Raw genomic sequence first — 19,312 nt, 5'->3', positions numbered from 1 at the left:
TCGTCAATCGCGTGATGGGATCAAGCGGCCACGCTGCACCGCGGGGCGGGCAAGGAAGCGTTCAAGATAGGCGACAGTGCGCGGATGATTGTCCCATCCCGTCACCTCCCGCGCTCCGTAGAATTCCAAGGCACCCAGCCATGGACCCAGCGCGATATCCGCGATCGAGTAGTCCCCGGCAATCCAGTCCTGACCTTCAAGGGCTGTCTCGACGACATTCAGCAACCGCTTTGCTTCATTGATATAGCGTTCTTGCGGTCGCGGGTCTTCGATTTGACTGCCAGCAAATTTGTAGAAAAAACCCAGCTGACCAAACATGGGGCCGACGCCACCCATCTGGAACATGAGCCATTGGATGACCTTGGCCTTTTCGGTTGCGGTTTTCCCGATGAACCGGCCCGTTTTTTCGGCCAGATAGATCAGGATGGCACCGGACTCAAACATGGCAACCGGTTCGCCGTCGGGCCCGTTGGGGTCGATGATGGCTGGGATCTTGTTGTTCGGGTTCAGCGCAAGAAAGGCATCGCTTTTCACATCCGCATCCGCGAGGGTGACTTTGTGGGCCTCGTAAGGCAAACCCATTTCCTCAAGCGCGATCGACGCTTTCACACCATTTGGCGTCGGGAATGAGTAGAGCTGAATGCGGTCCGGATGGCTCGCGGGCCAGCGTGTGGCAATTGGATGTGCGTTGGGGAATGTCATCGTGATGAACCTTTTGGACTACAGGATGGGTGAAACTTAGGCAGTTTTTCCCGCTTTCCCACATTTGTTGTTGTGCGATAGCGCTGATGCAATGTTTAGATGCGCACGCGCCGGGAATACCCGGCCGAGCCAACAAGTGGGGAACACAATGATTCAAGAGTTCAAAGATTTTATCGCCAAAGGCAATGTCATGGACATGGCCGTGGGTATCATCATCGGTGCGGCCTTCACCGCTATCGTGACGTCTTTGGTGGGTGATCTGATCAACCCGATCATCGGCCTGTTCATGGGCGGTGTCGACTTTACCAATAACTACGCTGTTCTGTCTGGCGATGTGGCTGAAGGCGCAAGCCTCGAAGCAGCCCGCGAAACCGGCGCGGCAGTCTTTGCCTACGGTGCCTTCATCATGGCCATCATCAACTTCTTGATCATCGCGTTTGTGGTGTTTCTGCTGGTGAAGTGGGTGAACCGCATGAAAGAAGAAGCGGCGAAAGAGGAAGAAGCGGCAGCCGAAGAGCCCGCAGGCCCAAGCGAGCTGGATATCCTGATGGAAATCCGCGACTCGCTCGCCAAGTAATCCAAAGCCTTTCGCTTTGATCCGGGGCTCGCCTGAAAAGGCGAGCCTTTTTGCTTTGTTCTGAACGGTTGCAGGGCCGTCGACCAAAGGCTAGACCCGAGAAACACGCAGTGCCCAAGGAGCCCGAGTACCGATGACCAAGGCCGTCAAGATCGCCTGGGGCAGTGTGGCTATTGGCCTTCTGGTTCTTGGGATCAAGGTTTTGGCTTGGCTGATGACCGGGTCGATTGCGCTGCTGTCCGACGCGCTCGAAAGCATTGTGAATGTTGCGACGGCCTTGGCTGCATTAATCGCGTTGCGGGTTGCCGCGCGACCTGCCGATGAAGGGCATCCTTTCGGACACCATAAGGCAGAGTATTTCAGCGCAGTTCTCGAAGGCGTGCTGATCGTCATCGCTGCACTGCTGATCCTGCGCGAAGCGTGGGCCGGGTTGATAGACCCGCGCGCATTGGATGCGCCATGGGACGGTCTGGCGCTGAACCTGTTTGCCGGTCTCATCAATGGCGCGTGGTGCTGGGTTCTGCTGCGGGCTGGTCGGGCATTGTCGTCGCCGGCTTTGGCGGCAGATGGCAGGCATCTGCTGAGTGACGTTCTGTCCTCAGTGGGGGTGACTCTGGGTGTGGCGCTTGCCTTTCTGACGGGTTGGGCGTGGCTCGATCCGGCCTTGGCCATCTTGGTGGCGGTGAACATCCTTTGGTCCGGTTGGGTTGTAATCCGGGGATCTGTTGGCGGGCTGATGGACGAAAGCGTGCCCGAGGCAGATCTGATCATGATGCGGCGGATCATTGCGGCCAATGGTGGCGGCGCTGTGCAGGCCCATGATTTGCGTGCGCGCCATGCAGGCCCGGCCACCTTCGTTGAATTCCATCTGGTGGTTCCGGGCGGCATGAGCGTTCACGACGCCCACGAGATCTGCGACCGGATCGAGGCGGCGCTGCAATCCGAGATCGACCAGTGTACGGTGTCGATCCACGTTGAGCCGGACCATATGGCCGAAGCCAAGGCGATTGACGTTCCCTAGGCGCAGCGCGCGGGTAATCGGCGTAACAAAAGTCACTCTATTTGAGCCATGTCAAAGAAACGGGCGGCCAATGCCTAGATGAAGGGCATATCTTGGGCGTCACTTGCTTCCTTCCCGTGGCGTCCGGTTATGCCCGGTGCCCGCAAGAGTGCCGTGGTCTGCACCGGCATCCCGTCCTGTTCGCGCGTTTCCTGGGATGCCGGTGCCCTTTTGCGGCGCTCCTTGGTTGACTTCCTGCTGTTGGGATCGCCCTATCAGGGCATGTCCTTGTTCCAGTCCAGCCGAAATTTCCGCCTTTTGTTTTCCGCGACAGCGATTTCAAATCTGGGGGATGGTGTTTCAGCGCTGGCTTTCCCTTGGCTTGCGACCCTGATCACCCGTGACCCTGCTTTGATTGCCTTGGTCGCTTTTGCGTCCAAACTGCCTTGGATGCTGTTTTCAATCCCGGCGGGGATCCTTGCCGACAGGCATGACAGGCGTCGTCTTATGGTTCAGGCCGACGCATTGCGGCTGTTGCTGACTGCCGGCGTTGTTGCCGTGATCCTGTCCTTGCCGGGCCTTCCGGCCACCGGTGCAGAGACGGTCTATATCCTGCTTTTGTCCACGTTTGCCTTTGCCTTGGGCGCGGCCGAGGTTGTTCGCGACAATGCAGCCCAAACATTTTTGCCTGCAATTGTGGACAAGGAAGACCTTGAAACAGCAAACGGCCAGCTCTGGAGCGTCGAGCACGTGGCCGGGTCATTCGTCGGGCCGCCGTTGGCGGGTTTCCTGATTGCCTGGTCTGTGCCGGCGCCCTTTGTGCTGGATGCTGTAACTTTTGGTTTGGCCGCTTGGCTGGTGTGGTGCATCCGTGTGCCACCCCGACCCAAGCCGCCAGCGGCCAAGGTATGGCCGCAGATCAGGGAAAGCTGGACGTGGCTGCGCAGCAACGTGGTTCTGCTGCGTTTGGCGCTGATGTTGGGGCTCATCAATGCATTCAACATGATGTTGATCACTTTGCTGGTGCTGGTGTCACAGGAACGGTTGGGTCTGGATGCGACAGGCCACGGCATCTTGTTGACCGCGGGTGCCTTTGGCGGCGTGCTTGGCGGTTTGATCGGGCCGCGTGTGATTGCAAGACTGGGCGGCCAAGTCAGCCTATGGCTGGCTTTGGCGCTGATGGCTGTGCCTTTTGCCGTGCTTGGCTGGACATCGAACCCTTGGATTGCTGGCGCGGCTTTGTTTTTGGAAATGGTCGTAGCGCTGCTTTGGAACATTGTGACGGTGTCATATCGTCAAAGAATGATCCCTGATGACATGCTGGGCCGGGTCAACGCGCTCTACCGTTTTTTTGGCTGGGGCATGATGCCTTTTGGCGCTTTGATCGGAGGGTGGATCGTCGCCGCTCTGGAACCTCAGATTGGCCGCGATCTTGCGTTGCGTATTCCGTTTTTCATTGGGGCCTTTGGCTCGGTCGTCTTGTTCGTATACGGGCTGCGGCGGCTGAGGATCGATGCCTAGCCGCCGCATGGTGGTCTAGCGTTTCCGAGCGGAACCGGGCGCTGTTTTGCGCGGCTTTACCAGCCCGCGAAACGCCAGTTCGGGTTGCAGAACAATCGGATCAATCATGACGGCCTGTCCTGCGTCCGGCAAACCGGCGAAAAGGAAGATCATCCTCGATCCAATGGGTTGGCTGCGGTGCATCCCGATGGTTGCGCTGATCAGCACCACCCTGTGTGCGTGTTGCAGTCATGAAAGAATTTGCGAATATTCCAAGCATCTTTTCGACCTCTCTAAATCTGACTTTGTACATACGATATTGACCAAACCTTCCATTTCATGCGAGTCATCAATAAATTAGTTATGTAAGAAAAATTGACATATGGACTGGTCGGCACTTCCCCCTCTATCCGCCTTGCGAGCCTTCGGGGCCTATGTCGACACCGGTTCGGTGAGCGCGGCGGGGGCCGCCTTGAATGTCAGCCATGCTGCGGTCTCGCAGCAATTGCGCGCGCTTGAGGCGCATATGGGTGTTTCCTTGCTGGATCGGGCGGGGCGGCAAATGCGGCTGACCGCAGAAGGAGACGCATTGGCCAAGGCATTGATCGATGGTTTTGGTGCGATTCAACAAAGCGTCGAAGCGCTCACCGGGGCCAACGCCCGCCGTGCTTTGCAGATTTCTGTCACGCCCAGTTTTGCCTCGGGTTGGTTGATGCCGCGACTGGCGCGATTTCGCGAGCGTCACCCCGAGGTGAACCTCATGATTGATCCAAGCGCGGCGATCCGGCCGCTGGAACCGGGCGGCATTGATTTGGCTCTGCGCTACGGAACGGGGACATGGCCGGGGTTGGAGGCGGAACTGTTTCTGCCCTCGTCAATTGCCGTTGTGGCGGCGCCGGCCTTGTTGAATAACGCCGATATCACCACGCCCAAAGATTTGGCTCGGTTTCACTGGCTGCAAGAGCTGGGAACAACCGAGGCTTCGAAATGGCTCGAACAGCAGGGTGCAAAACCTGGAGAGGCCGGATATACCGAGTTGCCCGGAAATCTGATGCTTGAGGCGGCACGACAAGGGCAGGGCATTGCCATCACGGCTGCAGTCTTTGTCCAGCAGGACATCGAGGCGGGCCGCCTGAAGCTGCTATACGAAGATGCCCGCAAAGGCGGTTACTATTTGGTGACGCGACCGGGTGTTCACAGGCCACCATTGCGCGATTTTTTGCGCTGGCTGCGCTCGGAAGTGCGAAAAAGCTAAATCACAGACTCAGTATTTGACTCAGGTCAAGGTTGGCGGCGGCGCGCTCTGGGAAAACGGGCCAACGCCAAACTTCGCCAGGAGCGATTCTGCTGTGTCTGATTCCCAACCCGAAAGCCTTTACGCATCGCGCGAGCCGATTTTCCCGCGCCGTGTGTCTGGAAAATTCCGCAATCTCAAATGGGTGATCATGATCGTGACCCTTGGGATCTACTATGTGACCCCTTGGCTGCGTTGGGATCGTGGGCCGCAGCTTCCGGATCAGGCAGTGCTGGTTGATCTGGCCAATCGGCGTTTCTTTTTCTTCTGGATCGAGATTTGGCCGCATGAATTCTATTTCGTAGCGGGCCTGTTGATCATGGCCGGGCTGGGGCTGTTTCTGTTTACCTCGGCGCTTGGCCGTGTGTGGTGTGGCTACGCTTGTCCGCAGACGGTCTGGACGGATCTGTACATTCTGGTCGAGCGCTGGATTGAAGGTGATCGGAACGCGCGTCTGCGGCTGCACAGACAAAAGAAACTGGACTTCCGCAAGCTGCGCCTGCGCATGACCAAATGGGTTGCATGGTTTCTGATCGGTTTGGCGACGGGCGGCGCATGGGTCTTCTATTTCGCGGATGCGCCCACGCTCTTGCGTGATTTGGTCACCGGGCAGGCGCATCCGGTGGCCTATACCACCATGTTGGTGCTGACACTGACGACCTTCTTCTTTGGTGGTTTTGCCCGCGAACAGATTTGTATTTATGCCTGCCCATGGCCGCGCATTCAGGCCGCCATGATGGACGAAGACACATTGGTAGTCGGCTATCGCGAATGGCGCGGTGAGCCGCGCGGAAAAGGCAAACAACGCGAAGAACAGGGGCTTGGCGACTGTATCGATTGCATGGCTTGCGTAAATGTCTGTCCGGTGGGCATCGACATCCGCGACGGCCAACAGCTCGAATGCATCACATGCGCGCTGTGCATTGATGCCTGTGATGACATGATGGCCAAGATCGGCAAGCCGCGCGGTCTGATCGACTACATGGCGCTTTCGGATGAGGCCAATGAACGGGCAGGCCAGGCGCCCAAATCGCTCTGGAAGCATGTCTTCCGTCCGCGTGTCATCATGTACACCTCGCTTTGGTCGCTGGTGGGGCTCGGACTGGTCTTTGCCCTGTTCATCAGGCCCGAAATCGAAATGACCGTTGCGCCCGTCCGCAATCCGACTTTCGTGACGCTCTCGGATGGATCGATCCGCAACACCTACGATGTGCGCCTTTTGAACAAGCACGGCGAAGATCGTCCGTTCCGGATTACGTTGAATGGCGATCCAGCCCTACGGGTCCAGCTTGAAGGATCGCCTTATGAAACCGTCACGGTGCCGGCGAACCAGACCTATCTGCAAAAGGTCTATGTGATTGCGCCGAAAGGGTCCGAAGCGGCGGCATCCGAACGCACGGAATTCCGGTTATGGGTCGAAGATCTGACCACAGGCGACCGGGCCTACAACGACACCGTTTACAATGGGAGCGCCAACTGATGGCAAAGGCAAAGCAATTTACAGGGTGGCATGCAGCCGGAGTGTTCGTCGGTGCATTCACCATCATCATCGGCGCGAATGTTGCGCTGGCGGTCTCGGCGGTCAAAACCTTTCCGGGGGTTGAAACCAAGAATTCCTACGTCGCCAGCCAGACCTTTGAAGATAGACGTATCGCGCAGGAATCCCTGGGTTGGAGCGTCGCGGCGCGCCACACGGGCGGTTTGCTGATATTGTCCATCACTGACAGTGACGGGCGTCCCGTTCAGGTTGGATCGCTCAAGACCACCTTGGGCCGCCCCACCCACGTCAAGGATGACCGAACCCCTGCGTTTGCCTTTGACGGCAAGGCCTATGTCGCGCGCGAGGCGCTTGCACCGGGCAATTGGAATATTCGCATGAATGCTGTCGCGCTGGATGGCACCGAATTCGAACAGCGCGTCGTTTTCCACATCAAGGGATAATCCGCCATGACCGCCACGATGCGTCCCCCGGTTTCCGCCTGTCCCGCCTGTGCGGCTGCCCCCGCTGCAGAGGCTCTGGCTGAGCAGCTCAGCGAGACGCATATTTCGTTGTCTCTTCCGACCATCCATTGCGCGGCTTGCATGTCCAAGATCGAACGCGCTTTGAATGCTGCGCCGGGCGTCCACAAGGCCCGGGTAAACTTGACAATGAAACGTGTGGCGATCGACGCAGAACCGGACCTGACTGCCGAAGACCTGATCCCGGTTGTCGAAGCCGCCGGATACGAAGCGCATGAACTGGATGCCACCGCGCTGGGCGTGACCGCGAACGACAAGGCGGGGCGCGACTTGTTGATGCGTCTGGCGGTTGCCGGATTTGCCGCCATGAACGTGATGCTGTTGTCCATCGCGGTCTGGTCCGGCGCCGAGGGCGCAACCCGTGACCTGTTTCACTGGATCAGTGCTGCGATTGTCTTGCCTGCGGTGGCCTTTTCTGCACAGCCGTTTTTTCGCAACGCCTGGACCGCGTTGAAGGCTGGCAGCCTGAACATGGATGTGCCCATTTCACTGGCGATCCTGCTGGCGCTTGTCACCTCGCTTTGGGAAACGTCATTGTCGGGTGAACATGCTTATTTCGACGCGGCCATTGCGCTGACGTTCTTCTTGCTGACAGGCCGGTATCTCGACCATCGCACCCGGTCTATCGCGCGATCTGCCGCACAGGAACTGGCAGCGTTGGAAGTGCCACGGGCCCTTCGGGTTGTGAACGGGCAAGAGCACAAGGTTGCCGTATCCGAACTGTGTGTTGGTGATCTTATTCGGCTACGCCCCGGCGCTCGTATGCCCGTCGACGGAGAAATTGTCGAAGGGGCGTCAGAATTGGACCGGTCACTGCTGACCGGGGAAACCCTGCCGGTTCAGGCTTTGCCGGGCACGCGTATTTCGGCCGGTGAAGTGAACCTGACCGGGCCGCTTCTGATCCGCGCGACGGCTGTTGGAAAAGATACATCGTTGCAGCAAATGGCCGATCTGGTCGCCGTGGCCGAGTCTGGCCGTTCCCGCTACACGTCTTTGGCGGACCGCGCAGCCAAGCTCTATGCGCCCGGCGTTCACATCCTTTCGGCCTTGGCCTTTGTGGGCTGGTTTCTCTATTCGGGCGATTTGCGCGTAGCGCTGAACATTGCAGCGGCGGTTTTGATTATCACATGCCCTTGTGCTTTGGGTCTGGCCGTTCCCGCCGTTACGACGGCGGCCTCTGGACGGTTGTTCAAAAAGGGTCTGTTGATCAAAAGTGCCACCGCGCTGGAACGCTTGGCCAATGTGGACACCGTGGTTTTTGACAAGACGGGCACACTGACTGCCGGGACACCAGAGGTGCAAAATCTGGGTGACTTTACGCGTAAGGATCTGGAAATAACGCTGGCACTGGCCATGGGGTCATCGCACCCGCTGTCGCAGGCGCTGGTCGCAGCCGCGCAGAGCGCTGGGATCAAACCGGCGAAGGTTGAGGCCATCCGCGAAGTGCCGGGCCACGGAACCGAGGGCATCTGGCGTGGGCGACAGGTTCGGCTGGGCCGGGCCAATTGGGTTGGTGGCGGCACCTCGCGCCAGACGGCTGCGTGGCTGCGCATCGATGACAATGACGCGCAGGCGTTTTTCTTTGCAGACAGGCTGCGTGCGGGGGCCGAGGAAGCGGTCCGCGCACTGATCCAAGCAGAAAAACGCGTGATCCTGATGTCCGGTGACACAGCGCCTGCGGTTGAAGATCTGGCTGGACGGCTGGGTATCCAGCACTGGTTGGCCGAAGCTTTGCCGGGCGACAAGGCTGCCCGCATCGAAACGCTGCGCAAAGAGGGCGCAAAGGTCCTGATGGTTGGCGATGGGTTGAACGATACCGCTGCATTGACCGCAGCTGATGTCAGCATTTCGCCGGCCTCTGCATTGGATGCGGCCCGCGTGGCGTCGGACATTGTATTGCTGGGCAATTCGCTGGCTCCGATTCCGGACGCTTTGATCACGTCCGGCAAGGCGCTGCGCCGTATTCGCGAGAATTTTACCATCGCCACATGGTACAACGTGTTCGCCGTGCCGCTGGCTATTGCGGGGCTTTGTAGTCCGCTGATCGCGGCGCTGGCTATGTCTGCCAGTTCGATTACTGTGTCTTTGAACGCACTACGCCTGAGGTGATCTTGTGACTGTTCTGACTTATCTGATCCCGATTTCGCTTGTTCTGGGCGGTATGGGCCTGCTCTTTTTTGTCTTCACCATCCGGTCGAACCAATACGACGATCCGGAAGGTGACGCACAGCGCATCTTGTCAGGCGAATACGACGACCATCCGAAACCGGATTGAAGCCCAGCCGCGTTTCAAAGGCCGTCAGGGATATTCCCAAAGCACACCGTCCGGACCGCCCTTGCCATCATCATAGGCGCGAAACTCAAGCAGGCTGACCCGCCCGTCAGCATTGGCGTCAAAGCTGAGGATGACATCCCGCGCGGCAGGGCCGAAACTGTATGCGATTTCGTGACTGTCCCAGATGTGATTATGATTGCGGTCAACCTGCCCAAACCGGATCACGACGGCGCCATCAGGGGCGGGCTGGTGAAGCCCGTGTTCATAGGCGCGAAAGGTAAATTGTTCGAAATATTCTTCGCCGTACGGTTTGTGCGCCTCACCGGCCGATGCTGGCGCGGTCAAGGTGCACAAAATCAGGGGGAGCCATCGTGTCATGGGGAATTCCTATAATGATTGGCTTGAAAGGATCATATCAGCCGCTTTTTCGGCAATCATGATGGTCGGGGAATTGGTGTTGCCGCTGGTGATGGTTGGCATGACGCTCGCGTCCACGACTCTCAGACCGCCGATGCCCTTGAACCGCAGCTGATGGTCCAGTGGTGCGTTGCTGTCGGGGCCCATGCGCACGGTGCTGACTGGATGAAAGATCGTTGTGCCGATGTCGCCCGCTGCCTGCGCCAAATCGCCTTCAGCCGTGATGTCAGCGCCGGGCTTCACCTCTTGTGGGTCATAGCGGGACATGGCGGGTTGCCGCATGATGTCACGCGCCTGCCGGATCGCGGCGACGGCGACCTGCCGGTCCCCTTCTGTGCTTAGATAATTGGGGGCAATCCGCGGTGCATCGCGGTGGCTGCGTGAGATGATTTCCACCGTTCCCCGGCTTTCCGGGCGCAGATTGCAGACGCTGGCTGTTATGGCCGGGTAGTCGTGCAGGGGCTGCCCGAATGCCTCAAGCGAGAGCGGCTGCACATGGTATTCAAGATCAGCTGTCGCCAGATCCGGGCGCGACTTGGAAAACGCGCCAAGTTGGGAAGGTGCCATGCTCATCGGGCCGGATCGTTTCAGGGCGTATTCAGCCGCGATGCGCGCCTTGCCCAGCAATGAATTGGCCAGAGTGTTCAGGGATCGAGCGTCTTTCAATTTCCATGAACACCGCAATTGCAGGTGATCCTGCAGATTGGCCCCGACCCCCGGCGCGTCGTGTAGAACATCAATTCCATGTTCTTGCAGCAAAGCGCCCGGACCGATGCCGGACAATTGAAGGATCTGCGGTGAGCCGATGGCCCCGGCGCTCAGGATGACATCGCCATCGCAGCGGGCCTCAATGGGCGCGTTGTCACGCAGATATGCGACCCCGACTACACGGCCTTGTTCGACAATCAATCGAGTGACCTGCGCACCGGTTTCAACCTTAATGTTCGGCCCATCGGCTGTGCGCAAAAAGGCCTTGGCGGTGTTCATGCGCCAACCGTTGCGTTGGTTGACCTTGAAATAGCCGACGCCTTCATTGTCGCCGGTGTTGAAGTCATCGGTTTTGGGCAGGCCAGCCTCTTGGGCCGCTTCCATCCAATGATCCAGCAGGTCCCAGTGCAGACGTTGGTTTTCGACGCGCCATTCGCCGCCTTCGCCATGCATGTCGCTGGGGCCGTCAACATAGTCTTCTGATCGCTTGAAATAGGGCAGAACGTCGTCCCAGCCCCAACCGGGCAGGCCAAGCTGGCGCCAACCGTCGTAGTCCGCCGCCTGACCGCGCAGATAAAGCATTCCGTTGATGGATGAACACCCGCCCAGAACTTTGCCACGCGGATACAATAGACTGCGGCCGTTCAGGCCCGGCTCGGGCGCCGTACGATACATCCAGTCCGTGCGGGGGTTCCCGATGCAATAGAGGTAACCCATCGGAATGTGGACCCAGTGGTAATTATCCCGCCCGCCGGCCTCCAGAACCAGCACACGGCGTCCGCCTTCGGCCAGACGTTTGGCCATCACGCAGCCTGCGCTGCCGGCACCGATGATGATGTGATCAAACTGCATTGTACTCTGCCTTGTCGTGGGCAGCATGACGCAGTCACCGGATGAGAGCAATGCTTCAGAACGGAGGCCGAACCGTGCTGGCCCACACAATATTAAGACAACGCAAAATGCGTCACCCGTGGGAGGGGCAAGTGCTGTTCCCATAAGTGGGATTTGCCGTGCCCTGAGTGTTTATTCCGGGTTGGCAAAGCGCTTTTGGCGTCCTGTTCAAACCGGAAGGGCGGTGGTCTTGAAAACCGTTCTTAGGGCGAAACTCGATTGCATCTGGGCGACGCCCGGCAGCCGCGTCAGATATTGCCGGTGGATGCGGGCAAAATCCTCGGTGTCTTCTGCGACAACCTTGAGGATATAGTCGGCAGTGCCTGCCATCAGGTGGCATTCCAGCACATCGGGAACACGGGCAACGGCTTTTTCAAAGGCCTCCAGAACTTCGTCGGCCTGTGCCTGTAGTTTGATTTCCACAAAAACCGTTGTCGGAAAGCCGAGTTTGCGTGCATTCAGCAAGGCCACGTAGTCCCGGATGAAACCCTCGGCCTCAAGGCGTTGCACGCGCCGGTGACAGGCCGAAGCGGACAAATGAACCGCTTCGGAAAGATCCGCATTGGACATACGCCCTTTTTGCTGGAGCACCCTAAGGATTCGGCGGTCTGTCTCATCGAGGCTCATTTACGCAAAATCCTTTCATTGACTGTCAGTTGTTCCGAAGTTTCTTCGAATAATGTGGTTCACCACGCCATGCCTTTGCAAGCACTTTGCGACCCGTAGGGCGCATTGTTTGTGCATGTTACCGGATCGTGCCCATGGAGGAGATGGCAATGAAAATCGGATGCCCCACCGAGATTAAACCACAGGAATTTCGCGCTGGACTGACGCCCAATGCGGCGCGCGAAGCAGTTGCACATGGCCATGAAGTCACCGTCCAGAAGGGTGCAGGCGTTGGCGCTGGATTTGCGGACGAAGACTATACCACTGCAGGTGCTCGTATTGCCGACACAGCAGAGGAAATCTTTGCGCAATCCGACATGATCGTGAAAGTCAAAGAGCCTCAGGCCGTGGAACGCAAAATGCTGAGAGAAGGCCAGCTTCTGTTCACCTACCTGCATTTGGCACCCGATCCGGATCAGACCAATGATTTGCTCGCATCCGGCTGCACCGCCATCGCTTATGAGACTGTAACCGATGAACGCGGCGGTCTGCCCCTGCTGGCCCCCATGTCCGAAGTTGCTGGCCGTTTGGCCCCTCAAGTTGGCGCTTGGACCTTGCAAAAGGCAAACGGCGGCCGGGGCGTTCTGATGGGTGGCGTTCCCGGTGTTGGCGCCGCCAAGGTGCTCGTGATTGGCGGCGGTGTTGTCGGCACACACGCGGCCCGTATTGCGGCCGGTATGGGCGCGGATGTAACCGTGCTGGACCGGTCCCTGCCGCGTCTTCGTTACCTCGATGACGTCTTTGGCGGGACCTTTGGCACAGGTTATTCCAGCGCCGGTTTGCTGGCAGAGCATCTGCAGCAGGCGGACATGGTCATCGGTGCTGTTCTGGTGCCGGGAGCCGAGGCGCCAAAGCTGGTGAAGCGCGCTGACTTCGCGATGATGAAACCGGGCGCGGCCTTGGTGGATGTTGCCATCGATCAGGGCGGATGTTTCGAGACCTCCCGGGCCACGACTCATGCCGACCCGGTTTATGAGGTGGACGGCATCATGCACTACTGCGTGGCCAACATGCCGGGTGCTGTTGCACGGACATCCACGATCGCATTGGGCAACGCGACTATGCCGTTCATGCTGGCTCTGGCCGACAAGGGTTGGCAACGCGCCTGCGCAGAAGACCCCCATCTGCTCAATGGTCTGAACGTGCACGCAGGACGTCTGACATATGGGGCCGTGGGCGAAGCGCTGGGCCTTGACTTCATTGCCGCAGGCGAGGTTTTGCGGACTGCAGCCTAGGTTGCCGATGGCCTTTTGGTGTCGTGCAAGATATTGAAGTAAAATAGAAAAGAAGGTCAGGGCGTGATTGCCTTGACCTTTTTCATTTCTGTCCCAATGCTTTGGCCTGCTTGTATCTCAGAGCAGAGAAAGGGTCCAAAATGCGCGCCGCTGTTGTTGAAGAATTCAACCAAGATCTTTCGATTGAAACTGTCGCAGATCCGCAATGCCCTGAGACGGGTGTGGTGCTTGAGGTTGCAGCCTGCGGGGTTTGCCGGTCGGACTATCATGGCTGGGTCGGCGGACATCCAAAGGTCGTTCCAGGGTCGATCATGGGCCACGAATACTGCGGTACGGTTGTCGAGGCAGGGGCCAAGGCCAAGCATAAAGTCGGTGATCGGCTGATTGCGCCGTTCATTCTGGGATGCGGGTCATGCCCTGAATGCAGCCGGGGCGTTTCGAACGCCTGTGAATCGGCGGTTGTTCCCGGCTTTGGTGCGCCGGGGGCTTATGCGGAACTGGTGGCGGTTCCCTATGATCACAACCTCGTTTTCCTGCCCGAAACCATGTCGCCGGGTTTGGCGGCCGGGTTGGGATGTCGGGTGACGACAGCGTGGCACGCGCTGACGGACCGGGCCAGCGTTCAGGCCGGGGAATGGGTGGCAATTCACGGAACGGGTGGCATTGGGTTGGCCGCGCTTTTGTTGGCCAAAATGCTGGGCGCTCGGGTCCTTGTGGTCGACGTGGTCGAGGAAAAGCTGCAGCACGCTTTGTCGCTCGGTGCCGACGTTGCAGTGAATGCTGCGCAGGTGAACGCAGCCGAAGCCATTCGCGATGCGACAGGCGGGGGCGCACAGGTATCGATCGAAGCGTTGGGCGTCGCGCAGACGACCAACGCCTCCGTTGAATGTCTCGCGACTTTGGGCCGGCATGTACACGTGGGCATGCCCGCCGGGGATGGGATGATGACCGTCAACATGCGCGCGATTTACGCCAAACAGCTGTCGTTCTTTGGCACGCGTGGAATGCCATCTTGGAAATACCCACGCTTGCTCGAACTGATCGAACAGGGTGCTGTTGATCTCGGCCCGATGGTCGCGCGGGAAATCCCTCTATCCATGGCAAGTGCAGAACTGAGAGCCATGCAAGGGCCGACACCGCCCGGAACGGCTGTGATCACTGATTTTTCCGCCTGATCTGTTAGCAACCCTAACGCAATTCGTAAGAATTTTTCGCGTTTGTTAAGCTGCGCTGTCTGCTATGCCTTTGTGAGAAAGCACTTGGGCACAGCAGGTTCATATGACGGCGTCGCCAACACTGAAGGTCACAATCGAACGCGGCCCGTCGGGGGCCGAGGTTTTCGACGTGCCACAATACGACAACCAGACCGTACTGGATGTCGTGTCATGGGTTCAGCAAAACGTTGATCCGACGCTCAGTTATCGCTTTGCTTGCCGTGTCGGCATGTGCGGATCCTGCGCGATGATGGTGAACGGCGTGCCGCGCTGGACCTGCCGTACGCACATCTCGAAGGTTTTGGACGGAAATGCGGTGACCATCGGCCCGCTGCGCAACCTGCCCGTGATCAAGGATTTGGCGGTTGATATGGATCCGTTCTTTGACAAATGGGTTGCGGCCGAGGGCATACACCACGGTGGATTGACCCGTGATGATCCGATAGCACCTGTCGACGAAGGAAGCGCCGAACGAGAGGCGGCAAACGCCGGGATTGAATGCATCAATTGTTCGGTCTGCTATGCGGCCTGTGATACGGTCGCGGGCAATCCCGACTATCTTGGCCCAGCGGCTTTGCAACGCGCGTGGACCTTGCTCAACGATGCCAAGGATGAGGGTCGGCAGACCATTCTTGACGCGGTGTCTGGAAAAGGCGGGTGCCACAACTGCCATTCGATCGGATCCTGTACCGCCTACTGCCCCAACGAGCTTGATCCACTGGCGGCCATTGCCGGGTTGAAGCGCGAAACCGCCAAATCGTTTTTCAAACGGGGGCGCTGATGTTGAACCTGCGCCTTTACATGCTGCAACGCCTGACCGCGCTCTTGATGGCGCCGCTGGGAATTGGCCATCTCGCGGTCATGATCTATGCCATTCAGGGCGGATTGAGCGCAGCCGAAATCCTGAGCCGGACACAGGGTTCGGTCGCTTGGTTTATGTTCTACGGCGTTTTTGTCCTAGCGGTTTCGATCCATGGTGCCATCGGCGTTCGGGTGGTCCTTCATGAATGGGGCGGGATGAAAGGCGCATTGCTGGATGGCGCGACTTGGCTTTTGGGGGCTGGGCTGCTCTGGCTTGGTGCCCGCGCTGTCTGGGCGGTGACCTTCTCATGAAGGCGGCGCGCGGCATAAACTCACGGGCGCATCCATTGTGGCTCGCCTATATCCTGCACCGAGTGTCGGGGCTTGGGCTGGCCCTGTTTCTTCCGCTGCATTTCTGGGTTCTGGCCATGGCCATGACAGACCCCGCACGGTTGGACGGGTTTTTGAATTTGACGGACACCGGGATTGTGAAGCTGGCTGAGTTTGGTCTGGTGTTCCTGCTGGCAGTTCACATGTTCGGCGGACTGCGTCTGATGGCACTGGAATGGCTGCCATGGACGCCATCTCAAAAAACACTCGCAGCCTGTGCAACGGCCGCGTCCTTTGGTGTGGCTGTTCTGTTTTTTCTAAAGGCAATCTGACATGCGGATTTCAGACATTGAACGGCACGATACAGATATCCTGATCCTTGGGACGGGCGGTGCTGGCTTGTTTGCTGCGCTTCATGCGCAGCAAACGGCCCCCGAAGGCACCAAGATCACGATCGCGGTCAAAGGTTTGATTGGCAAATGCGGGTGCACGCGCATGGTGCAGGGCGGCTACAACGTGGCGCTGGGCGGCGGTGATACAGTTGAGCGGCATTTCATGGACACGATTCAGGGTGGCAAGTGGCTGCCCAATCAGGACATGGCTTGGCGTCTGTGCGAACAGGCGGTTGTCCGCATTCGCGAGCTTGAGAACGAAGTCGGCTGTTTCTTTGATCGCAATCCCGATGGCACGCTGCACCAAAAGGCATTTGCTGGTCAGACTGCGGATCGCACGGTGCACAAAGGGGATCTGACAGGGATCGAGATCATCAACCGCCTGATGGAGAAGGTTTTGGCCAGCGGAGTCGAAAAGCTTCAGGAACATCGCGCTGTCGGCCTGATCCCCACACGCGACCGAAGTGCCTTGGCCGGTGTGTTGATGATCGACATGCGCACGGGTCGGTTCCGGCTGGTTCGGGCCAAAACGGTGCTGATGGCCACCGGCGGCGGGCCAACCATGTACAAGTACCACACGCCCAGCGGTGACAAGACCATGGATGGTCTTGCCATGGCGCTGAGGGCCGGGCTCTCCTTGCGCGACATGGAGATGGTGCAGTTCCATCCCACCGGTCTTTTGGCCGGGGATCATACGCGAATGACGGGCACTGTGTTGGAGGAAGGCCTGCGCGGGGCAGGGGGCCAGTTGATCAACCACGCGGGCCAGCGGTTCATGTTTGACTATGACGGCAAAGGGGAGCGTGCCACACGCGACGTGGTCAGCCGTGGCATCTATGCCGAGATGCGAAAGAACAACAATCCCGACCAAGAGGGTGTGTTCATTTCAATGTCACATCTTGGCCCCGACTGGGTCGCCGAGAAGTTCAAAGGTATGGTCAAACGCTGCGCGGACAGTGGCTTTGATCTGGCCGGCGGCAAAGTCGAGGTCGTGCCCACCGCGCATTACTTCATGGGCGGCGTTGTGGTTGATGTCGACACGCGCACCGCGATGGAAGGGTTGTATGTGGCAGGCGAAGACGCTGGCGGCGCGCATGGGAGCAACCGTTTGGGCGGCAATGGTGTTGCGAATTCGACCGTCTATGGGGGGATCGCAGGCGACACGATGGGCCGTGATGTGGCCAGCATGACCCTGCGCGACCCGGACGAAGACGTTTTGGCCGCCGAGTTCGAACGCGCCACCTATCCTTTGACCCGCCAGCCCGATCTGATCCTACCCTTGCGCAAACAATTACAGGATGTGATGTGGGAAGAGGTTGGCGTGATGCGGACAGAGGCGGGGATGAAACGTGGCCTGACCGGTATCGCGGAGGTGTCCGAGGCTTTGATGGACGTCGGTGTGGACGACAGCAATCTGGCCTTCAACCTCACCTGGCACGACTGGCTGAACCTGCGGTCGCTTTGTGACATCTCCGAGGTCATCACCAAGGCGGGACTGGCTCGTGAAAACTCGCGCGGGGCGCATTACCGTGAGGATTTCCCAGACCCTGGTGCCATGGAAGACAGCACTTTCACACTGTCCAGTCTCGACGGTGCCAATGTTCACGTTACAACTGAGCCTGTTCAATTCACAGTCGTCCGGCCGGGAGAGACGATCCTGCCCGAAGGCGAGCCGGAAACGCTGGTGGCTGCACAATGACCCCGAAAAAACCAAACCAAGCCGCATTGATTGAGGGAAAACCAGCTTTGCTGGTCATCGACATTCAGGCTTCGACCTTTATTGACGACAGTACAGAGCGGGCCATCGCCAATATGCCCGGCTACAAGGATCGAATGATCGCCTGCCGCGAATTGATCGAAGCGGCACATGCGGCAGACACTCCAGTCATTTTCGTTCAGGAAATTCATCGCTCTGACGGCGTGGACTTTGGCCGAGAGTTGGATGGCGACGAAGATGTTCATTGCCTCGATACCGACCCTCGCACCGAAATAGCCTATGATCAGATGGGCTTTCGGAAAGGCGACTACATAATTCCAAAGCGGCGGTATTCGGCATTCTTTGGAACTGATCTGGAAATCCTGCTGCGTGGGCTGGGCGTGCAAACGTTGATCTTGTGCGGTGGGTTAACCGATGTGTGCGTTCACTACACTTTTGTTGACGGGCACCAGTGGGATTACCATTGCCGTGTCGTCGAGGACTGTGTGGGCGGCTCGTCTCTGGACGCGCATGACGCTGCCTTGCGCGCAATGGCCTATCTTCAGCGCGGGGCGGTTCAATCGCGTTCCGCTGTTGTGGATGCTTTGCAGAAGACTGGAGTGGACAAACCATGATCCCCATCTCGCTCATCCAATCCACCGCTGAAACGCTGATGGACAAGGCCGCCATCGAGATACCGCAGGACTATCTTGATGGGCTGCAAGAGGCCGCGCGGACCGAAGACGGGGACCTTTCGTCCTTTGTGCTCAAGGCCATGCTGGAGAACTACGAGGCCGCCAAAGAAGATCGCCGGGCCATGTGCGGGGACACCGGGGTGCCGCGCTGGTTTGTGAAGCTTGGCAATGAGGCGCAGGTCGAGGGCGGCATGTGCGCTTTGGAGACCGCGTTGCGCCGCGCGACCGCCAATGCCACCAACGGCGTGCCACTGCGACCCAACCGGGTGCATCCGCTCTGGCGGACGGATCATGACAACAATGTCGGCATCGGCGCGCCAGAGATCGAATACGGGTTCGAGCCGGAGGGCGCGTGGATCGACCTGATCACGGTACACAAGGGCGGACTGTTCGGCACCGATTATCGCATGCTGTTCCCCAGCGACGGCATTCAGGGGATCAAGCGGTTTTATCTCGACAGCCTGATGGCCTTTGGCAAACGCGGTCTGGCTTGCCAGCCCGCAATCATTGGCATCGGGCTGGGCGGGTCCAAGGACATTTGCATGACGCTGGGAAAACGCGCCTCTACCTTGCGGATCGTCGGCAGCCGCAATTCCGACCCGCGCATCGCCGAGATGGAAGATGAGTTCAAGGAACTGGGCAATTCCATCGGCATGGGGGCCATGGGCTTTGTCGGCAAGAACATGGTGATCGATTGCAATATCGAGGTTGGCTATTGCCACACCGGCGGCATGCCCATGTCGGTACATGCCTTTTGCCTGTCGTCGCGCCGCGCGGTGGCCCGCATTCACGCGGATGGGCGGGTCGAGTACCGGACAGATCCTGACTGGTTCACCGCATATCAGCGGCGCGAGACGGTGGATTGGGAGACGGTCAGGGAGGCCGCGGAATGAACTGTCG

General features: G+C 58.7%; 21 protein-coding genes. 16 read left to right on the top strand and 5 right to left on the bottom strand.

Going from position 1 to position 19,312, the window contains the following annotated elements:
- Positions 1-3 precede the first annotated feature (3 nt).
- Complete coding sequence (locus PFY00_RS15485) at positions 4-702, bottom strand: glutathione S-transferase family protein (protein WP_271433492.1); 699 nt, start codon at positions 700-702, stop codon at positions 4-6.
- A gap of 148 nt (positions 703-850) precedes the next feature.
- Here PFY00_RS15485 and mscL point away from each other — a divergent pair, with 148 nt between their 5' ends.
- From mscL to PFY00_RS15470, 3 genes are all read left to right on the top strand, one after another.
- Positions 851-1,279: a large conductance mechanosensitive channel protein MscL gene (gene mscL, locus PFY00_RS15480; protein ID WP_271433491.1), complete on the top strand. Its 429-nt coding sequence runs from the start codon at positions 851-853 to the stop codon at positions 1,277-1,279.
- A gap of 133 nt (positions 1,280-1,412) precedes the next feature.
- A complete protein-coding gene (locus tag PFY00_RS15475; RefSeq protein WP_271433490.1) occupies positions 1,413-2,300 on the top strand; it encodes a cation diffusion facilitator family transporter in 888 nt (295 codons plus the stop codon).
- 78 nt (positions 2,301-2,378) lie between these two features.
- A complete protein-coding gene (locus PFY00_RS15470) occupies positions 2,379-3,800 on the top strand; it encodes an MFS transporter (RefSeq protein ID WP_271433489.1) in 1,422 nt (473 codons plus the stop codon).
- A 15-nt stretch (positions 3,801-3,815) separates the two neighbouring features.
- Here PFY00_RS15470 and PFY00_RS15465 read toward each other — a convergent pair whose 3' ends face one another.
- Entirely contained in the window at positions 3,816-4,007 is a 192-nt protein-coding gene (locus tag PFY00_RS15465; protein ID WP_271433488.1) for a hypothetical protein, read from the bottom strand.
- Between the two features lie 154 nt (positions 4,008-4,161).
- On the opposite strand from PFY00_RS15465, the gene PFY00_RS15460 reads away from it, so the two are divergent.
- The 5 genes from PFY00_RS15460 (at position 4,162) to ccoS (ending at position 9,367) form a co-directional block, all read left to right on the top strand.
- On the top strand, positions 4,162-5,034 hold the full coding sequence (locus PFY00_RS15460; RefSeq protein WP_271433487.1) for a LysR family transcriptional regulator: 873 nt from the start codon (positions 4,162-4,164) through the stop codon (positions 5,032-5,034).
- A gap of 94 nt (positions 5,035-5,128) precedes the next feature.
- Positions 5,129-6,553 carry a cytochrome c oxidase accessory protein CcoG gene (gene ccoG / locus PFY00_RS15455; RefSeq protein ID WP_271433486.1) on the top strand — a complete coding sequence of 475 codons (1,425 nt, stop codon included), beginning with the start codon at positions 5,129-5,131 and terminating at the stop codon, positions 6,551-6,553.
- Positions 6,553-7,014, top strand: a complete 462-nt coding sequence (locus tag PFY00_RS15450) for a FixH family protein (RefSeq protein WP_271433485.1) — start codon at positions 6,553-6,555, stop codon at positions 7,012-7,014. The genes ccoG and PFY00_RS15450 overlap by 1 nt, the downstream gene beginning before the upstream one ends.
- Before the next feature lie 6 nt (positions 7,015-7,020).
- On the top strand, positions 7,021-9,201 hold the full coding sequence (locus tag PFY00_RS15445) for a heavy metal translocating P-type ATPase (RefSeq protein ID WP_271433484.1): 2,181 nt from the start codon (positions 7,021-7,023) through the stop codon (positions 9,199-9,201).
- 4 nt (positions 9,202-9,205) lie between these two features.
- Positions 9,206-9,367, top strand: coding sequence for a cbb3-type cytochrome oxidase assembly protein CcoS (gene ccoS, locus PFY00_RS15440; RefSeq protein WP_271433483.1), 162 nt, complete (start codon positions 9,206-9,208; stop codon positions 9,365-9,367).
- A gap of 24 nt (positions 9,368-9,391) precedes the next feature.
- Here the strand turns inward: ccoS and PFY00_RS15435 are convergent, their stop codons facing one another.
- The 3 genes from PFY00_RS15435 to PFY00_RS15425 all read right to left on the bottom strand — a co-directional run bounded on the left by PFY00_RS15435 (position 9,392) and on the right by PFY00_RS15425 (position 12,010).
- On the bottom strand, positions 9,392-9,745 hold the full coding sequence (locus tag PFY00_RS15435) for a hypothetical protein (protein ID WP_271433482.1): 354 nt from the start codon (positions 9,743-9,745) through the stop codon (positions 9,392-9,394).
- Positions 9,746-9,754: 9 nt separating this feature from the next.
- Positions 9,755-11,344 carry a GMC family oxidoreductase gene (locus PFY00_RS15430; protein WP_271433481.1) on the bottom strand — a complete coding sequence of 530 codons (1,590 nt, stop codon included), beginning with the start codon at positions 11,342-11,344 and terminating at the stop codon, positions 9,755-9,757.
- Positions 11,345-11,551: 207 nt separating this feature from the next.
- Entirely contained in the window at positions 11,552-12,010 is a 459-nt protein-coding gene (locus tag PFY00_RS15425; protein WP_271433480.1) for an Lrp/AsnC family transcriptional regulator, read from the bottom strand.
- 149 nt (positions 12,011-12,159) lie between these two features.
- Between PFY00_RS15425 and ald the strand changes: the two genes are divergently transcribed.
- The 8 genes from ald to PFY00_RS15385 all read left to right on the top strand — a co-directional run bounded on the left by ald (position 12,160) and on the right by PFY00_RS15385 (position 19,305).
- Positions 12,160-13,284, top strand: a complete 1,125-nt coding sequence (ald, locus tag PFY00_RS15420) for an alanine dehydrogenase (protein WP_271433479.1) — start codon at positions 12,160-12,162, stop codon at positions 13,282-13,284.
- A 140-nt stretch (positions 13,285-13,424) separates the two neighbouring features.
- A complete protein-coding gene (locus PFY00_RS15415; protein WP_271433478.1) occupies positions 13,425-14,459 on the top strand; it encodes a zinc-binding dehydrogenase in 1,035 nt (344 codons plus the stop codon).
- 103 nt (positions 14,460-14,562) lie between these two features.
- Positions 14,563-15,279, top strand: a complete 717-nt coding sequence (locus PFY00_RS15410; protein ID WP_271433477.1) for a succinate dehydrogenase/fumarate reductase iron-sulfur subunit — start codon at positions 14,563-14,565, stop codon at positions 15,277-15,279.
- A complete protein-coding gene (locus PFY00_RS15405) occupies positions 15,279-15,611 on the top strand; it encodes a succinate dehydrogenase (RefSeq protein ID WP_271433476.1) in 333 nt (110 codons plus the stop codon). Before PFY00_RS15410 ends, PFY00_RS15405 begins: the two co-directional genes overlap by 1 nt.
- Entirely contained in the window at positions 15,608-15,961 is a 354-nt protein-coding gene (sdhC, locus tag PFY00_RS15400; RefSeq protein WP_271433475.1) for a succinate dehydrogenase, cytochrome b556 subunit, read from the top strand. The genes PFY00_RS15405 and sdhC overlap by 4 nt, the downstream gene beginning before the upstream one ends.
- A gap of 1 nt (position 15,962) precedes the next feature.
- Positions 15,963-17,720, top strand: coding sequence for an L-aspartate oxidase (locus PFY00_RS15395; protein WP_271433474.1), 1,758 nt, complete (start codon positions 15,963-15,965; stop codon positions 17,718-17,720).
- Positions 17,717-18,352, top strand: a complete 636-nt coding sequence (locus PFY00_RS15390) for a cysteine hydrolase family protein (protein ID WP_271433473.1) — start codon at positions 17,717-17,719, stop codon at positions 18,350-18,352. The genes PFY00_RS15395 and PFY00_RS15390 overlap by 4 nt, the downstream gene beginning before the upstream one ends.
- Positions 18,349-19,305, top strand: coding sequence for a fumarate hydratase (locus PFY00_RS15385; protein ID WP_271433472.1), 957 nt, complete (start codon positions 18,349-18,351; stop codon positions 19,303-19,305). The genes PFY00_RS15390 and PFY00_RS15385 overlap by 4 nt, the downstream gene beginning before the upstream one ends.
- Positions 19,306-19,312: the final 7 nt, after the last annotated feature.

The organism is Thalassococcus lentus (genome assembly GCF_028023555.1).
GTDB classification, from domain to species: domain Bacteria; phylum Pseudomonadota; class Alphaproteobacteria; order Rhodobacterales; family Rhodobacteraceae; genus Thalassococcus_A; species Thalassococcus_A lentus.
Note: the sequence above shows the minus strand (reverse complement) of the source record. Positions and strands in the feature narration are given on the sequence as shown.